The 17,361-nt window shown below is 42.1% G+C and carries 13 protein-coding genes; 8 read left to right on the top strand and 5 right to left on the bottom strand.

Annotated features, from left to right (window positions below; genetic code table 11):
• From AAFH98_RS05575 to AAFH98_RS05600, 6 genes are all read left to right on the top strand, one after another.
• On the top strand, positions 1-1,041 hold the full coding sequence (locus tag AAFH98_RS05575; protein ID WP_342521706.1) for an efflux RND transporter periplasmic adaptor subunit: 1,041 nt from the start codon (positions 1-3) through the stop codon (positions 1,039-1,041).
• 20 nt (positions 1,042-1,061) lie between these two features.
• Entirely contained in the window at positions 1,062-4,409 is a 3,348-nt protein-coding gene (locus tag AAFH98_RS05580) for an efflux RND transporter permease subunit (RefSeq protein ID WP_342521707.1), read from the top strand.
• Between the two features lie 132 nt (positions 4,410-4,541).
• Positions 4,542-4,949, top strand: a complete 408-nt coding sequence (locus AAFH98_RS05585) for a DUF4293 family protein (protein WP_342521708.1) — start codon at positions 4,542-4,544, stop codon at positions 4,947-4,949.
• A gap of 32 nt (positions 4,950-4,981) precedes the next feature.
• Positions 4,982-5,869, top strand: a complete 888-nt coding sequence (locus AAFH98_RS05590) for a DMT family transporter (RefSeq protein ID WP_342521709.1) — start codon at positions 4,982-4,984, stop codon at positions 5,867-5,869.
• Positions 5,870-5,970: 101 nt separating this feature from the next.
• Entirely contained in the window at positions 5,971-8,388 is a 2,418-nt protein-coding gene (locus AAFH98_RS05595) for a TonB-dependent receptor plug domain-containing protein (RefSeq protein ID WP_342521710.1), read from the top strand.
• A 191-nt stretch (positions 8,389-8,579) separates the two neighbouring features.
• On the top strand, positions 8,580-10,109 hold the full coding sequence (locus tag AAFH98_RS05600; protein ID WP_342521711.1) for an MltF family protein: 1,530 nt from the start codon (positions 8,580-8,582) through the stop codon (positions 10,107-10,109).
• Here the strand turns inward: AAFH98_RS05600 and AAFH98_RS05605 are convergent.
• The 5 genes from AAFH98_RS05605 to AAFH98_RS05625 form a co-directional block, all read right to left on the bottom strand.
• Positions 10,102-11,835: a SpoIIE family protein phosphatase gene (locus AAFH98_RS05605; RefSeq protein WP_342521712.1), complete on the bottom strand. Its 1,734-nt coding sequence runs from the start codon at positions 11,833-11,835 to the stop codon at positions 10,102-10,104. The genes AAFH98_RS05600 and AAFH98_RS05605 overlap by 8 nt on opposite strands.
• A 4-nt stretch (positions 11,836-11,839) precedes the next feature.
• Positions 11,840-12,262 (bottom strand): ATP-binding protein, encoded by a 423-nt coding sequence (locus AAFH98_RS05610; protein ID WP_342521713.1) that lies wholly within the window; start codon positions 12,260-12,262, stop codon positions 11,840-11,842.
• An 11-nt stretch (positions 12,263-12,273) separates the two neighbouring features.
• Positions 12,274-12,630 carry an STAS domain-containing protein gene (locus tag AAFH98_RS05615; protein WP_342521714.1) on the bottom strand — a complete coding sequence of 119 codons (357 nt, stop codon included), beginning with the start codon at positions 12,628-12,630 and terminating at the stop codon, positions 12,274-12,276.
• A 343-nt stretch (positions 12,631-12,973) separates the two neighbouring features.
• Positions 12,974-13,894: an alpha/beta hydrolase gene (locus tag AAFH98_RS05620; protein WP_342521715.1), complete on the bottom strand. Its 921-nt coding sequence runs from the start codon at positions 13,892-13,894 to the stop codon at positions 12,974-12,976.
• A 92-nt stretch (positions 13,895-13,986) separates the two neighbouring features.
• On the bottom strand, positions 13,987-14,508 hold the full coding sequence (locus AAFH98_RS05625; protein ID WP_342521716.1) for an SPOR domain-containing protein: 522 nt from the start codon (positions 14,506-14,508) through the stop codon (positions 13,987-13,989).
• Between the two features lie 384 nt (positions 14,509-14,892).
• Here AAFH98_RS05625 and AAFH98_RS05630 point away from each other — a divergent pair, with 384 nt between their 5' ends.
• Together AAFH98_RS05630 and AAFH98_RS05635 are read left to right on the top strand one after the other, a co-directional pair.
• Positions 14,893-16,311, top strand: coding sequence for an ABC transporter permease (locus tag AAFH98_RS05630; protein WP_342521717.1), 1,419 nt, complete (start codon positions 14,893-14,895; stop codon positions 16,309-16,311).
• Positions 16,311-17,360, top strand: coding sequence for an ABC transporter ATP-binding protein (locus tag AAFH98_RS05635; protein ID WP_342521718.1), 1,050 nt, complete (start codon positions 16,311-16,313; stop codon positions 17,358-17,360). Before AAFH98_RS05630 ends, AAFH98_RS05635 begins: the two co-directional genes overlap by 1 nt.
• Position 17,361: the final 1 nt, after the last annotated feature.

Raw genomic sequence — 17,361 nt, forward strand, 5'->3', positions numbered from 1 at the left:
ATGAAGAAATTATTTGTACTTGCATTTAGCACGCTGATTTTTGCATCAGCTTGTGGAAATGGACCGGCAACGGAAAATGAGACCGAAAATGATGCTGTTGCCGTAACTACTGAGGAGGTTCGGCCTTCTACCTTCAAGCATTATTTGAATATACAGGGGACAGTAGAATCAGATAAAACCATTTCGATAACCCCAAAAGTTACCGCAACGGTCGAAGAAATAAATGTAAAGGCCGGCGATCAGGTTGAAAAGGGAACGGTGCTTGCCCGATTAGATGGGGAGGTTACGCGTACCCAGATTGAGGAGGTTAAATCTCAGCTTGAGTTGGCGAAAACACGCTATGAGCGGCAAAAGAATCTGCGTGAAGATAATATCGGATCAGAAATACAGCTTTTGGAAATTGAAACACAGGTTCGGTCACTGGAAAACCAGCTGGCAACGCTTCAAGAGCAATACGACAATTACTTGATGCGAGCGACAATTGGGGGAACGGTTAATCGGGTATATATCAAAGAAGGAGAAAATATTGGGCCCAATGGACCTTCCTTTCAGATTTCGAATGCTGAGGCACTGAAGGTAACGGCTGAGATTTCAGAATCCTATATCAATCGGGTTGAAACGACGGACAGTGTGACGATCACTTTGCCAAGTATTGACCGACAGATTACCAAGCCTATCGATGTAGTCGGGAATGTTATTGATCCGCTAAACAGAACATTTGGTATTGAAGTATACATCCCTAATATCGATGGAATGGTACGCCCGAATATGTTGGCCAAGCTTAAAATCAATGATTATCAGCGGGCTAATGCACTAACGGTTCCGGTTGATATTGTTCAGTCTTCGAATGGAGGCGGCCATTTGTTTGTAGCGCAGGAATCAGATTCCGGATGGGTTGCTAAGCAAAAGAAAGTAGTGATTGGGAGTAGCTATCAGGATGAAATAGTTATTGAACAAGGGCTGCAGGCTGGCGATCAAATTATTACGGTTGGATACAATGGTTTAAACGATGGCGACGCGCTTTCTATCCAAGAAAATTAATGTAAAACGATTATTCTATAATGAGTTTTAAAGAGTTTAAGCCTTCCAGTATTGCGATAAATAATCGGACGACGGTTTACCTGGTGACGGTATTAGTGACCATTATTGGGATCTTTTCGTACATCATGCTTCCCAAAGAGCAGTTTCCGGAAGTAGAGATCCCTATTTTTAATGTCGTGACGATCCAGGCGGGTTCTTCACCGGCCGATGTGGAAAACTTGATTACACGTCCGCTTGAGCAGGAACTGCGCAGCATTGATGGCATTGATAAAATAAGCAGTGTATCAAAGCAGGCGGCCTCAATTATTACGATTGAGTTTGAGACCAGTAAGGATAAGCTGGTGGCCCAGCAAGAGGTGAATGATGCGGTTGAAAAGGCCCGGGGCGATCTGCCTACGAGTCTTACTGAAGATCCCGAAGTTACTGATATCAACCTGGATGACCAGCCGATCCTCAACATTAACTTGTCTGGAAATTACGATCTGGTACAGCTGAAGCGTTTTGCTGATCAGATTCAAGATAAAGTGGAAAGCCTTTCGGGTATTAATGAGGCGGAAATTGTGGGGGCATTAGAGCCCGAGATCGAGATCAATATGGATCTGCCGAAAATGCTTGCTGCCGGTGTCACATTTCAGCAAGTACGCCAAGCGGTTTCAAATACAAATGTAACGATCTCGGCCGGAGGGCTTGATGTTGGACGCATGGAGCGGGCTGTTCGGGTTGACGGTGAGGTTACCAGCGCTGACGACTTAAGGAATTTGCTGATTACCAACAATTCGGGCCGACAGGTTTATCTGAAAGATGTGGCTGAAATCCGCAATGGATTTGCTGATCGCGAAAGTTATGCGCGTCTCAATGGTGAGGATGTGATCACCCTCAATGTAAAAAAGCAGGGTGGAGCCAATCTCATTGAAATGTCAGAGCTTACCGTCGAAACAGTAGATGAACTTAAAGAGGCGCAACTTCCGGATGGATTGAATATTACGTATACCGGAGATCGCTCCCAGGATACCCGCGATAGTGTAGCCAACTTGTTTAATACGGTTATCCTTGGATTCTTCTTCGTTGTGCTGGTGCTCATGTTCATTATGGGGGTCCAGAACGCTATTTTTGTAGGATTAGCTATTCCGCTTTCATCGCTGATTGCTTTTGCGGTCATGCCCGCGATGGAGGGATACAGCATCAATATCGTAGTACTTTTTGCACTCATCCTTGGACTTGGTATCGTTGTTGACAATGCCATTGTAATCGTTGAAAATATCTACCGGTATATTACCACTACCGAGTACGACAAGATTGAAGCGGCCAAGCGCGCGGCAGGAGAAATTGCGTTGCCGGTGATTACCGGAACGCTTACTACCATAGCACCTTTTGTTCCACTGCTTTTTTGGACGGGTATTATGGGACGTTTTATGGTGTATCTGCCAATTACGATTATTTTAACACTGACCGCCTCGCTGGTTGTGGCTTTGTTTATGAATCCCGTTTTCGCTGTTTCGTTTATGGATGATACCGATGGGAAGACCCTTGAAGATGCAGGGCATAAAGATAACAAGGGAGTCTGGATTGCCGGTGGTGTTTTTGGTGCACTTGCTGGCATATTTTATCTCGCTGGAATTCCATTCGCGGCGAATCTGCTAATCTTTTTGTATGGGCTGTATCTTTTAGAGCGATTTGTGTTAAGTCCGATGATTGTCAAGTTTAATCAGTCGGTACTGCCCCGGATTCAAGATAATTACAAAGGACTTATTGCGTGGATTTTAGAAGGACGTCGTCCTTGGTATACTCTGGGAGCCACGATTTTGTTTTTAATCGGAAGTGTTGTACTACTGGTTATCCGGTCGCCGAAGGTGGTATTTTTTGCTGAAAGTGAACCTAATTCGGTGTATGTGTATAATGAGATGCCTACCGGCACCGATCTGGAGGTAACCAACGATGTGACCAAAAAGCTTGAAGAGCGTGTTTACGATGTGCTTGGTCGTGATAATCCCGTAGTAAAATCAATTATTACCAATGTAGCTGTTGGAGCTGCTCCTCCGAATTCTATTGATCAAACGCCCAGCCCCAACAGGAGTCGAATTGCAATATCATTTGTAGATTATCAATATCGCGATGGCGTTTCTACACAGGCTTTAATGGACAAAATCCGAGAGAATGTTAAAGGCATTCCAAGTGCCCAGGTTACGGTAGAGCAAGAGCAGCAGGGACCGCCATCCGGTAAGCCAATCAATATTGAAATAACGGGAGATGAATTTGATCAGCTAATCCAAATATCAGAGCGAGTAACGAATTATATTGAATCGCAAAATATTGGCGGTATTGAGCAGTTGCGTTCAGATTTGCAAAATAATAATCCCGAAATCATTGTAGATATTGATGAGGTTAAAGCCAATAGCTATGGATTGAGTAATGCACAATTGGGGATGGAGCTCAATACGGCATTGCTGGGACAGCCGATATCAACGTATCGCGATCAAGATGAGGAGTACGATATTCGATTGCGCCTGCAAGAAGAGTATCGCTCAAACATTACAGATTTGATGAACCTTAGGATTCCTACCCCATCAGGAGGAATGATTCCAATTTCTGCGGTAGCAGATGCAGAGTATGTTAGTAATGTGGGATCGATTAATCGTATCGATTTAAATCGGGTGGTTACGGTATCCTCTAATGTACTTGAGGGATATAACGCCAATGAGATTAATGCTCAGATTCGCGAAGCCCTGCAGGATTTTGACGTACCTGAAGGATATTCGGTCTCTCTGACCGGCCAGCAAGAAGATCAGGCTGAGGCGGCCAACTTTTTATCCATTGCGTTATTTGCTGCAGTAGCACTTATCTTCTTAATACTTGTCGCACAGTTTAACTCTATCGGCAAGCCGGTTATTATCATGTCTCAGGTCGTCTTTAGTTTGATTGGAGTCTTTATCGGTTTTGCCACTTTTGGGCTGGATGTGTCGGTAGTAATGACTGGTATGGGAATTATTGCCGTTGCAGGTATTGTAGTGAAGAACGGTATTATTCTGATTGACTATACTGATATTTTGCGAAACGAAGGAAAAAGTCTCCGCGAGGCTGTTATTGAAGGGGGACGGGTGCGTTTGAATCCGGTTATTCTGACAGCAGCTTCTACGATATTAGGATTAATACCGCTGGCAATGGGAGTTAACATTGACTTCTATGGGTTGTTTGCCAGCTTTGATCCCAATATATATTTCGGCGGTGATAACGCCGATTTCTGGGGTTCGCTGGCGTGGACTATTATTTTCGGTCTCGGGTTTGCGACATTTTTGACCCTCTTCTTGGTGCCTTCGATGTACTACATTGGCGTACAGACCAAACGAAAAATAAAAGCTTTACTACCCTAACATAACACCACACAATCCCTGATAAAGGCTCGAACTTGACCGTTCGGGCCTTTTTCTTTTGGGGATGACCAACTCAGTAAAAAATAGTATCTTTGTTATCAAATTAAGTAGAACAAAAGTTTAGACCGACTCGTGATACAACGGATTCAATCAGTACTTCTTTTTTTAGCCTTTCTATTGAACGGAAGCGTATTTTTTAACGCTCTCTACAGTCATGCCATGCAAGATCCCCAGCAGTGGTTGGGCCTGAGCTTTGCCATCATTTTAACAATCGCTTCACTGGGATCGTTAGGCACTATATTTCTCTATAAAAATAGAGAAAACCACGTTAAGTGGGTTTCAATACTGCTTGCTGTACAGGTGATAGTAATCGGGATAGCTCTTGGAATTTATATCTCTCTTGGCGGTTTTGGAACTTATCTCTGGGATGAAACCATCGGTTTGGGATTATTGGCTTTGGCTCTTGTTGCTCAGCTATATGCCCGAAAAAAAATTAAGGATGATATCGAGTTGGTAAAGTCAATGGATCGTATCCGGTAACTCCTTTTTAAATTAGAAATATAGCTTCTTTTATGGCTGAAGAATATCCAAAAGTAAAAGTACTGGCAGCACTACTTGCCGGACTAACGGCTTTTGGATTCGCGCCCATTTTGGTTCGATATGCCTCCGATACGTCTCCATTGGTATTGGTGGTGTATCGTACGGTATTTGCTGCGCTCATGTTGTTTCCGTTTTGGCTGTGGATGCGTGACTCAACCGCACGATCGGGCAAGGGAGAAGAACGGCTGTGGATTGCTCTTTCCGGCATTTGCTTGGGGCTTCATTTTACCTTCTGGATTTCGTCGCTTTATTATACGTCGGTAGCGTCGGCTTCGGTGCTGGTTACTATTCATCCCATCATCATGATCTTGGTAGAGCGGCTGTGGTTTAAGCGCAACTTTGCTACAACGACCTGGATTGGCGTGTTTCTGGCATTTGCGGGATCGGTACTGCTTGGAATATCGGACAGTCAGATAGAACAAGATTTTTCTGATCCACTTTTTGGAAACTTCCTGGCCCTTACGGCTGCTATTATCTTTGTTGTCTATTTACTTATTGGACAAAAAATCCGCAAAAAACGTGAGTGGATTGATTATGTGTTTCCCGTTTATTTTTATGCAGCGGTGGCCTGTGTTCTTATCGCCGTAGTGATGGGTAAGAATTTGTTCGATATTTCAACCATTGGTGTTTGGGCGGGAGTCGGTTTGGCCTTTGGACCACAAATTTTAGGGCATGGGTCTATGAATTACGCAGTCAAATATGTATCGCCTACACTACTTTCTACACTCATTTTAGTCGAACCATTGTTAGCATCGGTGTTGGCTTTTTTCTTGTTTGCAGAGTTACCCCCAGTTGCTTCGATACTGGCGATGGTGATCATTTTAGCCGGGGTGGGATTGACTTGGAGAAGATCAGCTTGATGTTTCTGGTTGCCCCAACCTTATCGCATGATTATAGTATTTATCTTTCCTAATCTTATCAGTATACTCATCAAAATTAATTGCAAAGCTATCATTATATAATGAGGAAGTTTCTTGGTCTACTTGTAGTAATCTTATTATTTATTAGTGCAGAGGTTATTGGCCAAACGGTTAAGGTGGTTTCAGGAAGTTCTGAACAGCCTATTATAAACGTATATATTTACAATAATGGGCGTAATAAAATGGTTGCTACCAATCATGATGGAGAGGCATCTGTTGAGAAGTTTTCAGTCAATGATACGCTTAACTTTCAGCACCCCTCGTATCAACCATTGTCCTTGTCACTTGCAGAGGTAGCGCAGAAGAATTTCTTGGTTGCTTTAAAAGGTAAATCGGTATTGATGGATAATGTATATGTATCAGCAAGTAAAAGGGCCGAGGATCGTTCAAAAATTCCACAACCCATTACCCAGATCACTCAAGAAGAAATTACGTTAACAAATCCGCAGACATCGGCAGATCTTCTAAAACATTCGGGAGAAGTGTTTGTGCAGAAAAGTCAGATGGGGGGAGGAAGTCCCATGATTCGCGGATTTGCTGCCAATTCAGTGTTATTGGCTGTAGACGGTGTCAGAATGAATAATGCCATTTTTCGAAGCGGAAATTTACAGAATGTTATTTCCATTGATCCCAATGCCATTGAAACGACGGAGGTGCTATTTGGTCCGGGGGCTGTTATTTATGGTAGTGATGCACTGGGCGGGGTGATGGATTTTCAGACTATTTCGCCGGAGTTATCGTTCGATAGCACTACAGTTACTAATTTTAATGCGTTAACGAGATATGGTTCGGCCAATAATGAGCGCACTATTCACGCCGATGCTTCTTTTGGGTTTGAAAAGTGGGGCAGTACAACCAGCATTACCTATAGTAATTTTGATGATCTGAGGTCGGGCAGTGACTTTTATGATGAGTTTCCCAATTTCGGTAAACGAGAGGAGTATGTGGTTCGCCGCGGTGGTTTTGATGCTGTAGTACCCAACAAAGATGTAACTGTGCAACGATTTTCAGGATATGAGCAATTAAACCTGATGCAGAAAATCCGCTATAAACCCACTCCGAACTGGGATGTTGAATATGGGTTTCATTTTGGCAGCACTACAGATATTCCACGGTATGATCGGCTGATAGAACGCGAAAATGGTGATACGGGGCCGTTAGTAAATGCCGAATGGTATTATGGTCCACAGATTTGGATGAATAGCACGCTGCGTGTCGACTATTTTGGTTCAACAGACATCTATGATAATATTACGGCTACATTCTCTCATCAATGGTTCCAGGAGAGTCGCAATGATCGAGATTTCCAGGATGACTGGCTCCGAAATCGCGAAGAGAATGTAAACGTTTATATTGGTCAGCTCGATTTTGATAAACATATTGACGAGCAGAAAGAGTTGTATTACGGCATTGAGGGGATCTACAACCATGTGGGATCAGAAGCAAAGTCTACGAATATTGCTACCGGCCGTCAGGTTCCAGTAGCTACTCGTTATCCTGGTGGTGGAAGTCATTTTACGCAACTGGCTGCGTACGCGAAATATGAGCAGGAACTTACATCTGATCTTACTGCAGTAATCGGATCGCGGTATAGTCATATTTTGTTGAATGCGCAACTCAGTGATCAGTTTTACGACTTTGATTTTAGGGAAATTTCATTGAATACCGGAGCCTTGAGTGGAAATGTAGGGTTTACCTATCGACCGGCCGACCAGCTGCAATTTAACCTCAATGGATCTACCGGCTTTCGGGCTCCCAATGTAGATGATGTGGCCAAAGTTTTTGACTCTGAGCCCGGAACAGTCATTGTTCCGAACCCTGACCTAAATTCGGAATATACCTATAACGTAGACCTGGCGGTCATCAAGGGGTTCGGAGATGCAGCAAAATTTGAAGTCAATGGTTTTTATACCTGGTTAAGAGACGCTATGGTGCGGCGCGATTTCGGGGATTCCTTTGGTCAGGATTCAATTGTATATGATGGTACAATGAGTAATGTAGAAGCGGTTGTAAATGCAGGAAAGGCATATATCTATGGCGTCAAAGCAAAGTTTTCAACACAAATAGGGAAGGGGCTTTCATTCAGTGCTCAGGGTACATATACCGAGGGCAGAGATAAGTCGAATGATAAGCCGTTGCGACATGTAGCACCATTTTTTGGAACGACTTCTCTAACGTATGAACATAATCCGATAATGGTAGAGGTATTTTCTGAGTTTAATGCTGAAAAGCCTATTTCAGATTTTTCTCCGTCAGAACGGAGTAAAACGCATTTGTATACTTCAGAAGGTACGCTCGGATGGGCAACCTTAAATATCAGGACTTCTTATCAGATTACAGAGGAGACGAAGATAAATATTGGGATCGAAAATATTTTTGATAAGCACTATCGACCGTATTCATCAGGTATTAGTGCACCAGGTAGAAATATTCGGGTAGCGTTACGTGCCCAAATATAGTAAACGTTTTTGCATCTAAGGCTGTTTGATGGAAGGTATGTTGGTTTATTAAAGATTGGTTAATGAATATTAGAAAATCTTTGAAATGACCGAATTCCCATGAAATTTGGGTATTTTAGAGTAAATAATAATTACGTTGGTAAAGTAGTTTGCATATTCGATTCATCTGGCGTTAACCAATTGATGTATTTATGCAAGGCAAAACACAAATTTCATCAAACATCCGTAACACGGTCGTTGGAGCTTTTTCTGTGCTCCTGCTGAGTACAAGTTGTATTAATACAAATGATGTAGATCAGTATATTGATACAAATTCGGGAAAGGGGCTAAATGTAACGGTAACAGAACCGATAGATCGGGACTATCCCCAGATTAAGCAGGAGGGAACTCTGCGTATGATCACCCGGTATAGTTCGAATACCTACTTTTTGCACCAAGGGTTGGAATGGGGATTTGAATATGAACTTGTACGAAAGTTTGCTAAAGAGCACGACTTGGCTTTGGAAGTAGTGGTCGTGGGGCCAAATGAAAATCCCTATGATTTGTTAAATAGTGGCAAAGGGGATCTTATTGCGGCAAACTATGCTGCGACACAAGAACGAAAGCAGTATGTCAATTTTACCCGTCCTTATAATTTGGTAGACCAGGTGTTGGTGTTTTCGGAAGGGCTTGGGAACCCTCCTCAAACTATTGATGAGGTAGTAGAGCGAAAAATACCGATCACCGTTCGTCGAAATAGTTCCTATTTTTACCGGCTGCAAAATTTGCGAGATCAGGGTATTTCGTTGGAAACGAACGAAGTGGCCAATACAAAGGATACTGAATCACTTTTGTTTGATGTATCTAAGAATGAGTATTTAGCTACAGTGGCAGATGATAATATTTTTAATGCCTCTAATAAGTATATGCAAGGGCTTGTTAAAGGACCAACTATTGCTCAGAGTGATACTATTGCGTGGGCTATTCGTAACAATGCTTCAGATTTGGAAACAGAATTAAATCGCTTTTTATATAAGCATTTTCGGTTTGGGAATGCTGGGGAAGAGCCCAAACGCTCTACCTTTTTAAACGTGTTGCGTAAACGCTATTTCGAATCGGGACAGCAAATTGCCGAGTATTATAACCCGGATGCCTCCAGTCGGGGCTCAGGAGTTATTTCTCCGTATGATGATCTCATTAAAGAGGTCGCCGACTCGGTAGGGGTTGATTGGTTGTTAGTAGCGTCTATAGCAGCGCAGGAAACTAAATTTAATCCCAATTCCAAAAGTTGGGCTGGTGCTGTAGGGTTAATGCAGGTGATGCCTCGATTTTCGGAGGTTAGTAATGAAGAAGAACTTTTCGATGTGCGTACAAATATCAAAGAGGGGGTGCGCATTATAAAAGACCATCTCGAGCATTATGCTTATATGGACAGTACCAATAAATGGGCTTTTGCCTTAGCGGCATATAATGCTGGTCCAGGACATATTGCGGATGCTCGTCGACTGGCTATTGATCACAATAAAGATCCCAACGAGTGGGAAAATGTTGAAGATGCCCTGCTTAAACTTATGCAGCGAAAGTATTACAAAGATGCTCGTTATGGATTCTGTAGGGGAATTGAAACAGTTCGTTATGTTAAAGAGATAACGAATAGGTATAAAACTTATGAAAGTGTACTGACGATGGCCGAGCGCAATAATTCGGGAACAGGGCCGGGAGTTATGGGACTCTTTAATTAACTTTGATGACGATGATGGTCACATCATCTGCTTGTATATCCTTTGAATAGGATCGAATATCCTTAATTATTGCTTCTTGAATTTGTTTTGATGGTTTTTCCCGGTGTTGTTTAATGCATTCAAATAACCGCTCTTCGCCATATTCTTCTGTTTCGCTCTCATTTTTGGCTTCCGTAACTCCATCCGTGTAAAGCACTAAGATATCATTGCTTTTGAGCGATAATACTTGCTCTTCGTAGGGCGTCATCGTTGTCATAGCTCCTAAAATAAGCCCGCCTTCAGTGAGTTCTTTAACTTCTTCCGAATCCGACCGAAGCAGAATAGGAGGGTTGTGTCCGGCATTTACAAAACGAAATTCATTTGTTTTCGGATGAAAGATGCCCCAGAAGAATGTTATAAATTTGTCGCTTGGTGTATTTTGATAAATGATATCGTTGATACGTCCAGTAGCATCTGCAAGGGGAATATCGACAGGCAATAGAACATGTAACATCGCCTGAAGGTTTGCCATGAGAAGTGCGGCTGGCATGCCCTTTCCAGTGACATCTCCGATAGCAAATAGAAGACGGTTTTCGGGCGCTTCTAAAATATCGAAATAGTCACCTCCTACTTGGTACGATGAAATATTTGTGGCTGAAATATCAAGATTATCACACGTGGGAATAGGATCTGGCAACAAGCCCTTTTGAATACTTTTGGCGATATTGAGTTCTTCTTCCATCCGTTCTTTTTCAATCCGCTCTTCCAACAGATATGTTTTTTGGATTGAGAGGACGGCAAGGTTTCCAAGCGATTGTAAAAAGTTATAGTCAGAGCTGCTGTATTCCTCCTCGTTAGCCCGTTTACCTACCCCTACGATGGCTACGCGTTCACTTTGAAATTGAAGGCCGATAACGGCTTTTATGTCATTGTTAGCTAAAAAGGGAATATCATTTTTTAGTTGTTCATCTACCTCAACAAGATCGTCATCCAGTGAAAAAAGTTGTTCTAATTCGTTATCAGAAAGATTTCCACTGATGCCACTGGTGGTCATCATTTTGCGTTTGCCATCAACTTCGAGAACAAAAAAGAACTTGCGGATTAGCATTTGTCCGAGCATCGCAAATTTGAATATGCGAATAATTTCGCTACGATCAACAAGAATATTAAAATCTTTGCTTAGGTCGAACAGGGTATTTAATTCATATACCTTACGATCGAGCATTCGGTTAATGCGTCGCAGCTCGGTAAACATCCTTGAGTTGGCAATAGCAACGGATGATATAATGCTCAGGCTTTCAACAAAGTCAACTTCGCGCTGTTGGAGCGGGTTTTTATTGCCCTTTGATCCCAGGCATAAGAAACCAATGTGATCGTTACTGGTTTGGAGATTAAAAAAGGTGCAATGCTTATCATCTTCAATAAGGTCGGGCATTTCAAAATCATCTACACCACATTGAATAACCGACTGTTTTTTAACCTTTTCATCCCAATCAAATGAGATGGTTTCTCCTTCTGGTGGACATTGGCGTCCTTTCGATTTTGTAATGATATAATTGTCACTGCCCGGGTGATAGAGCAGAATCATCCCTCGGCTTACCATCAACTTGCCCATGGTGATGAGTAGGAGGTTGTTGAGTACAAAATCCATATCTTGAGACTCAATGAGCAGGCGGGAGGTCTCAAGCAGTGTTTTTAATTCAAAACGGGAATGCTCCTCGTCGTGTTTATTAGAAGAACTGTTCAAAGTATTACTTGTTTTTGGTCATCCGAATTTCGTTGACGGCCCCCTGTTTATTGTATTCTACATCGTCCATAAGTTTTCTAATTAGGTAAACACCGACCCCGCCCCGTTTTTTTTCTTTAATTTTTTGACGAACATCGGGTTTGGAGTAGTCGCTTGGGTCAAAAGCATCGCCAGTGTCAAGCAGAGAAACCCAAAACTTGTTACTGTTATAACCTAATTCGATATCCACCGTTTTTTTATCATCGTGTTTATAGGCATGTTTGATAATATTAGTATAGGCTTCATCTACAGCAAGACGAATATCTGCTACCTGTTGTTTGCCAAAACCAAACTCTTTGGCATACTTTGCCACAAAATCACGTACTTCTGCCAGGTGCTCGGTAGAAGCTTGTACAGAAATACTATATGTAGTGGTTGATTTTGCCAAGGTTCTTGAGATTAAGCTTCGTCGTTTTCGAACTGTTCGATAGCTTTTTTCTCGTTGTCTAAAATGTCGTACAGCGAGGGAAAGCCAAGAAGATCGAACACGTTGTAAACCTTTGGGTTCATATTCGTCAATTTGATATCGCCGCCAAGTGATCGTACATCCTCAATGTATGCCATAAACACTCCCAGGCCGGCACTTGCAATGTAATCCAACTCCTCGCAGTTTACGATGATGTGATGTTTATCTTGGTCAATTAGCTTTTTCAGCGAGTCTTCTAACTGTGATGCGGTGTGGGCATCCAGTTCACCAAAAAGTTCCAAAACATCATACGTCTGAACTTCTTTGTGATTGATTTTAAAGTTTTTCATTGCTGCGGATTTGTTATTAGAAAACTATTCCCGAATGGAATGAACGCCTAAACATAAAAAAATTTACGAACATGGTACGCAAAAATGAGTAAAGGATTAAATTTATTCGGGATGCCCAATGCCGGTGTATGATAATAGTATTAATACAATGAGGATACGAGGGGAGGGAAAAAAAGATTCAAATAAATAAGGCCTCACGAGTATCAGTCGTGAGGCCCTGACTATTCATCAAGAGAGACGCTACTTGAGCGCATTTCAATATACGTTAATTTCGGGTTTTTCTACAAATTTTTTGCTTTTCTGTAATAATCCTGGGGGTTATAATAGGTCTTTTATAGTGTTATTAGCTATGTGTATGGGAGTCAATACGTTTGAGAAATTTTCGGGTGTTATCGATAACACTATCTACGCTTTTTGAAAGCAGGCTACTACAGATTACGTGGTTTTTGGCATCAGGAAAGTTTGATATAGTCAGTTTATTTGTGCGCGTACCCAAAAAATCAACCATTTTCTTTATGGCATTCACCGAGATGACGGTATCCTGTTCATCTATATTCTTATAATAATAACCCACAAAAACAGGGTGGGTTACCTTGCGGAAAAGGGAGGGTGTCATATGATGTTGTACGAATGCTCCTAATTGCAAAGCACCAGCTAAAGCATACTCCTTATTCCAGATTTTATCCTCTGCATAGGTCGACTTTTTTGACTTTATAAGATACTTTTTGCCGGGAACTATACTTAATAACTTTCGAGACCACCGATTTGTGAGCAATCCTGAGGATATGCCATGGAAGTCTATAAGTGGAGAATATAATACCAGCGAAGAGATGTGTTGTTGATATTTAGCTTTTGAAGCCAAATAAAGAGCTAGCGAAGCCCCTGTAGAAGTACCCATCAAAATAACCTTATTACCTAATCGCCTGCCTACTTCAAGCGCAAATTTAGCTGACTCCAGCATCTTTTTTTCGGTGAGATGTAGCAGTGGATAATCGCTGTTAATGCCATGCTCTTTTGTACGACTTAAAAAGAGATTGTAACCAAATTCCCGAGCAATGGTTTTATGTACGGGATGGCCTTCAGGGTGAGAGGCACGAAAGCCATGTAGATAAACAATAGCTTTGTCAGTTACCCGACGGGTTGAATTTTGCCAGATAATTTGAGCATTTGTGCCCTTCTTCAGGTTGTATTGCGATTCTTGATTAGCTATGAAATTATCAAGCTTAGCAAGGTCAGAAGGTATATGTGAGGGAAAGTATTCCATCCGAGATTCTATTCCTTGGGATAATGAATCTGAGTAAATAAAAAAGCACCGCAGAGTTAACCACGGTGCTTATACAAAGATTGTAACAGAAGTTATTCTTCGCTCATCTCTTCAGATTTACTGCCCGTTTCTTCTTTGAGAAGCGAAACCCACGATTTTTCATTATAGTTGCGCATTAATTTATCCTGTAGTTTTTCAGCCATCGCTTCAGTAGCCACGCGGCCCAGTCGAACACGGAACCATACATCACCAGTTTCCTCATTACCCATTTTTACGACATAGGCATTTTCGTAACCTCTGTCTGCCCATTTTTGTACTTGTTGTTCAGCTTTTACTTCTGAACGCCATGCTTCAACTTGTACAGCAAATTTACCATTGCTATCGTATTCAATTCGATTGCGTTCACGCTCTCTTTTAGCTGCTTCTATACTATCTTGACGCGCTTGTTCAATGCTGTCTTGGCGTTGTTTTTCAAGACGTTGTTGTTCCACACGTTCCAGCGAGTCTTGACGAGCTTGTTCGCGTCGTTCAATCTCTTCTTCACTGGGCCCGCATGCTTGCAACATACTGATTGCAATTGCCGACGTTATAAGAAAAATGACTATTCGTTTCATAAGTCTTTAGTAATTAATGAATTGGAGTGAATTGTTTTGATTTGTACAGTTATAATTTTACTCAAAAATAGGGTTGGTACAAAACGATTTACCTAAAAAGATTTATCGACGAATTTGCTGTAATTTTAAGAAGACTATAAAAGTAATTATTACTTCTTAAGGGTTGCTATCAAGAGGTATTCTATTTAGATTTGATCTAAATTTTTCACGTCTCAGCGAAGGATAAGCGCTATTATAGGCACAAACATAAATAGTAAGTCGCCGCCATGGTATCTCCTTGGGGTTGCAGGTATTATTGCAGCTGGAGTATTGTTACCATTGGTTTATCTATTAATCAGGGCCTTTGACGCATCCCCGGAAATGCTCAATAATGTTGTTTTCAGGATGCGGAATCTGCGTTTGCTTGGTAATACCCTGTTATTAACATTCGGTGTATTATTACTGGATATCTTAATTGCCTTGCCGCTGGCTTATTTATCAGTCCGAGTTAAGATTAAAGCTCGTCGATTTATCACGTTATTAGGAGTATTACCCTTAGCTATTCCCGGTTATGTAATGGCATATGCTATTTTGGGGATGGGAGGCTATAATGGGACATTTCAGGCTTGGTTCGGGTGGGTTCTGCCTCGTATTAACGGCTTCGGAGGATCCTTGCTGGTCTTATCACTATGTACATTTCCGTATCTATATTTGAATTTACGGACGGCGCTTATTGGTATGGATCGATCGATTGAAGAAGTCTCGCGGTCATTAGGTCATGATGCAAAATCTACTTTTTTTAAGGTGATTTTACCACAGCTTCGTCCTGCATTATTAGCAGGATCGCTTTTGGTAAGCTTACATGTCATCGGTGATTTTGGTACGGTATCGCTGATGCGATTCGAGACCTTCAGTTATGCACTTTATTTGCAGTATATTGCTGCTTACGACCGTATTTACGCTGCTTGGTTGGCGCTGATGTTATTGGCCCTTACAACAGGTGCTCTTGTCTTGGAATATAAGATGCTTAAAAAGGCTATTTATCACCGGTTGGGACGGGGAGTATCCAAAGCGAAAAGTTACCTTGATTTAGGTCCTTGGGCTATACCTGCCTACCTTTTTGTGGGTGTCATCTTTTTGGTCGCCGTAGTTCTACCGGTGTCTTCCATTGTATTTTGGCTTAATCAAACAGCTTTTACAGCTGTGGCAGGTAATCTTTTTGATGCTTTTTTTAACTCTGTAAAAGCGTCAGCCCCGGCAGCGGTGCTTACAACCGGGCTTGCGTTACCACTTGCCTATATTGGTGTTAGGTATAAATCAAAATTAAGTAGTCCCATCGAGCGAGTTGCTTATCTGGGATATGCTACGCCGCCACTTGCTTTTGCTTTGGCTTTTGTCTTTTTCTCTCTGCAAGTGTCTACCGTATTATATCAATCACTTGCACTATTAGTTATCGCTTACTCCCTGCACTTTTTGGCAGAAGGCATTGGTCCAGTACGGAGTGCATTGTATCAGGCCCCAGAACAGCTTGAAGAAGCCGCCCAGTCGTTGGGGTATTCATCTATAAAGTCATTTTTTAAAGTTACATTCCCCCTTTTGCGAGGTGGAATTATTGCATCAGCATCTTTGGTTTTTTTATCTGCAATGAAAGAATTATCCATAACGTTCTTATTATCACCCATTGGATTTGATACTCTGGCGCTAAACGTGTGGTCATATACGGGAGAGGCAATGTTTGCTGAAGCTGCTCCCTTTGCATTGGTAATTTTGTTATTTTCATCCCTGTTTGTAGGGTTTTTATTTTCTAAGGAGTTGAAGACATAATGAATGATTTATTAACGGTAAAAAATCTAACAAAGTCGTTCGATGATACCGGTCCGGTTGTTGATAACCTTGGGTTCGAAGTTAAGGAGCACGAGATCTTTGCGTTGTTAGGACCAAGCGGTTGTGGCAAAACCACGTGCCTGCGACTTATCTCAGGATTTGAACGGGCTGACCAAGGAGAGGTGCGCCTCGATGGGAAGCTCTTAGAGTCTCCGCAAGATCATGTAGCCCCACAGGATCGGGGCATTGGGTTTGTGTTTCAGGACTACGCTCTATTTCCGCACTTGTCGGTAATTGAAAATGTGGCCTTTGGACTTACGGAAATTCCCAAGCATAAGCGATCGGTATATGCTGAGGAGGTGCTTTGCAGGACTGGGATGGGAGATTATAAAGATCGCAATCCAAGTGAGTTATCGGGAGGTCAACAGCAGCGGGTTGCTCTTGCAAGGGCTATAGCTCCAAAACCTAAGTTGGTTTTGCTCGACGAGCCATTTTCTAATCTCGATGCAATGCTGCGCGATACGATGCGTAAAGAAGTACGTGAGGTACTTAAAAAAGCAGGCATGAGTGCTCTTTTGGTAACACACGATCAGGAAGAAGCCCTTTCATTTGCTGATCGAATAGCAGTAATGAATGAAGGCAAAATAGAGCAGGTAGGAACGCCTGAAGAGGTCTATTATAATCCCAGAACAAAATTTGTGGCTCAGTTTTTAGGGCGGACTAATATATTTCAGGCTGATGCAACTGGCGGCTCACAAGTAGCGACAAAGCTTGGTCCTATGAACTTAAATTGTAATGCCTGTGGACGTGTGCTGTGTTCTATTCGGCCAGAGCACCTAACTCTTGAAAAACCCACCGATCAAAAGCCGGAAGATGTAGGCACAGTATTGGGACGTGAGTTTAAGGGGCATGATATTACCTATCATGTACAACTTGGGGATGAAAAATACTTAGTACATACCGATAATCGGGTGCTTTTTGAGCCTAATGATGCTGTGGTTATTAAGCCACTTGAATCGGCGGTTATATTAGACGAAGCTGATAAATAAA

Origin of the sequence: Fodinibius sp. Rm-B-1B1-1, from assembly GCF_038594945.1 — a bacterium.
Classification (GTDB): Bacteria; Bacteroidota; Rhodothermia; order Balneolales; family Balneolaceae; genus Fodinibius; species Fodinibius alkaliphilus.